We start from the raw sequence: 3,033 nt of genomic DNA, 5'->3' as shown, positions 1-3,033 counted from the left end.
AACTTTATGTGCTTCAGGAATCTGCCATCCGGCTGCTCCTGCTCATAAATGTCCACCTGTTCTACAAAGCTGTTAAGAAATTCTTTCTTCTCCAGGTCGGTGAACTTATCATATAGTTTATCAAAATATAAAAGAAATTGATAGACGTTTTCTTCTGATATTTTCTGTTGCTGAATATTCAGCAGGCGATTCTTGACTTCTTCTATACTGTTCTCCACGCCTTCAATCTCATCATACAAACGGTATAACCTTGTCTCCATATCCTGATATTTCTTCTCATAAAATTTATCCATGATATCCAGACTATCCATCTGCTGTCCGAGTCTTGCTTTTGCTCCTGTCAGCTGCTTATGCTGCTTTTCTAATCCTTCAATCTCTTTTTCTATTTCTTCTGTATCTATTCTTGAACCGATTTTATTCAGAATTGCTTCTTCGAATTTAGGATTCTTCACCAGCTTCCGAATAACTTCTTCCACTGCATTATTAATCTTCTCCTCGCTCCATTGTTTACGATATCCACATTTATGACCGTCTACCAGGCGACGATGTTTGCAGGCATAATAGAAATAATCCTTATATAAGGTTCCGTCTTTCTTTTTCTTTCGGTTCACATTCCCATACATACCGCTTCCACATAACGGGCATCTCAATATTCCGGATAAAATATGCTCATGCTCGAGACTATGTGTCTTTTCATATTTCACACCTGTTTTTTCCCGTTTTTGATGTGCCAGCTCCCAGTCTGTTTCTGAAATGATTCCTTCATGGATACCATCGTGTAGCATATAATTTTCCTGCTTTACAATACGGTATTCATTTCTTGTACCAGATACTTTCTCGTTCTTCCTTCGTCCATAAGCCAGCTTTCCACAGTATACCGGATTATCCAGAACGCCTTTTATAAATGAAGCGGCAAATGCGTCCAGTGTATTATTCTGTCGTTTTTTCTTTTTATATCCATGCTGGTTCAGCCATGCAGCAATCGCAGAAATTCCCATATTTGTATGAATAAATTTATCATAGATCAGACGAATAATCTCTGCTTCGTCCTCTGCGATCTGCAATTCTCCATTTACCAATTCATAGCCATATGGAGCAAACCCGCCGTTCCATTTTCCTTCCCTTGCTTTCTGCTTACGTCCTTCCATTGTCTGAACAAGGATATTCTCTCGTTCGATCTCTGCCACCGCAGACAGAACAGAAATCATCAGCTTTCCACTATCTTTTGAGCTGTCAATCCCATCTTCAACACAGATCAGATTCACTCCAAAATCCTGCATCCTCTGCAAAGAGTTTAATACATCTGCCGCATTACGACCGAATCTGGAAAGCTTGAACACCAGTACAAACTGTACCTCATCTGTTCCATTCTCAATATTATCTAACATTCTCTGAAATTCCAGTCTGCCCTCTACGCTCTTTCCAGACTTACCTTCATCGGAATACTCATTTACGATTTCCATATTCTGAAATTCTGCATATCTCTTGAGTTTTTCTTTCTGAGCATCCAGACTGTAGCCATCCACCTGCATGGTTGTGGATACTCTGGTATATATATCGCATTTAATCTTTTTATTCTTCATAATCTTCCTCGCAGTATAACTCCGTTTTATTGTCCCAACTTTATTTTAGTACTTGTTCCAACTATTTTCAATACTTATTTTCTTATTGACTCATTTCTTTGTCAATCCTATAATTAATACAAAAAAATCCCCTAAGACAATAGGTATTTCACTATCTCTTAGAGGATTTTTCTTTACTTTAAATGGTATCTGGTAATATTTTTCCAGTTTTCCTTTTTCATACTGATTCCCACTCTGTGGCAATGAAAGTTTTTTATGAAGCGGTGTATCCGCAATAGCATCTACCGTTCTGTATGTGAACAGTCGTTCTCCATGTGCACATACGTTTCTATACTTCGTGAGAACCGATAGAAACTGCTCCATCTGATGCTGATTCAAAGGTTCAAAGTTTTTTGATACTTTTGATTTTAAGGATTGAGGAAATACTCGGAACATTTTTGATAAATTTCCAAACGTAAGTACATTCGCCAAAACCCATAATGGAATTTCACCATATGTCTTGCGATAATAATTGATATATGTATAATCTGTGGTCGTTGTTGCCCGTTTCAAGGTCGCTATCAACTTTACGATTGTTGCATGATTTCTTTTTGTATGATTATAATTATTAGCATCCAGGTACTGCTTCTGCTCTGCTCCATACATTTCAGTAAAATAGTATGACATCAAAGAACGCATCTGTCGCTCAACCTGCAGTAAATATTTAAAGAACAACTCTCTAAGCTCTGCATCAAACTTATACAGACTGACTATTTCTTCAAAACTTGTTCCTGCTTTATATTTCTTTGTATTCGATATTCTAAAAAGATGTTTATATCCTCCCATAAGAGGAAAATATCCTATTTGGCGTAACATCTCTTCTGCATATTCTCTGTCGTTTATTTTTATTCCCTTTTCGTCACTGATCCAGGAAACCTGATCACTAAAAGAAGAGAATTTTTTCGGTGTCTGCATATCATTTCTCCTTAAAACAAAAGAGGGAGAGACCCGCAGGCTCTCCCCCGCCTGTAGGCTTCGCAAGTTTCTACAGAACGATCACTGAGCTTAGTATACGTCATTTTAAATGTCCTGTCAATACGCCAAAACATTCTTAGCCATACCCGCTCAGAAGTATTCTATGCTGTTTTTTCTTCTTTATTCTGTTTTTCTTCCTCCAACTCCCGGAGGACTTCATCGCCGTACTTATCAAGCATCCGTACCAGAAAATCAATGCACCGCTCAAATTCAATATTCTGTTGCATAAGCTCCTCCCGTCATTGTTTTGATCTGAGCTTATTTTACAGAACCTGCTGGAAAACCACATTGAATAGAAATTGATTGTAAATTGACACAATCACTTTAAAAATATCCGTATTTTCTTGAATCGAATGTATGTTCGTGTTATGATAGATATACTCAATCTTAACTACGAAAGGGGAATTTCTATTGAATCGATGCGATTTTTCTTCTA

The 3,033-nt window shown here is 37.5% G+C and carries 3 protein-coding genes; all 3 read right to left on the bottom strand.

From position 1 onward, the window contains the following. Nucleotides 1-1,583, bottom strand: a 1,583-nt coding sequence (locus DXD92_RS15795) for a recombinase family protein (RefSeq protein WP_147399311.1), incomplete at its 3' end; no start/stop codon positions are given. Between the two features lie 90 nt (nucleotides 1,584-1,673). After that, a complete protein-coding gene (locus DXD92_RS15790; RefSeq protein WP_238033768.1) occupies nucleotides 1,674-2,537 on the bottom strand; it encodes an Abi family protein in 864 nt (287 codons plus the stop codon). A gap of 161 nt (nucleotides 2,538-2,698) precedes the next feature. Further along, on the bottom strand, nucleotides 2,699-2,824 hold the full coding sequence (locus DXD92_RS19215) for a hypothetical protein (protein WP_256372495.1): 126 nt from the start codon (nucleotides 2,822-2,824) through the stop codon (nucleotides 2,699-2,701). Nucleotides 2,825-3,033: the final 209 nt, after the last annotated feature.

The organism is Blautia sp. TM10-2 (assembly GCF_003480845.1).
Taxonomy (GTDB): Bacteria; Bacillota; Clostridia; order Lachnospirales; family Lachnospiraceae; genus Fusicatenibacter; species Fusicatenibacter saccharivorans.
The sequence above is the reverse complement of the archived record's forward strand: the minus strand, read 5'-3'. Positions and strand labels throughout refer to the sequence as shown.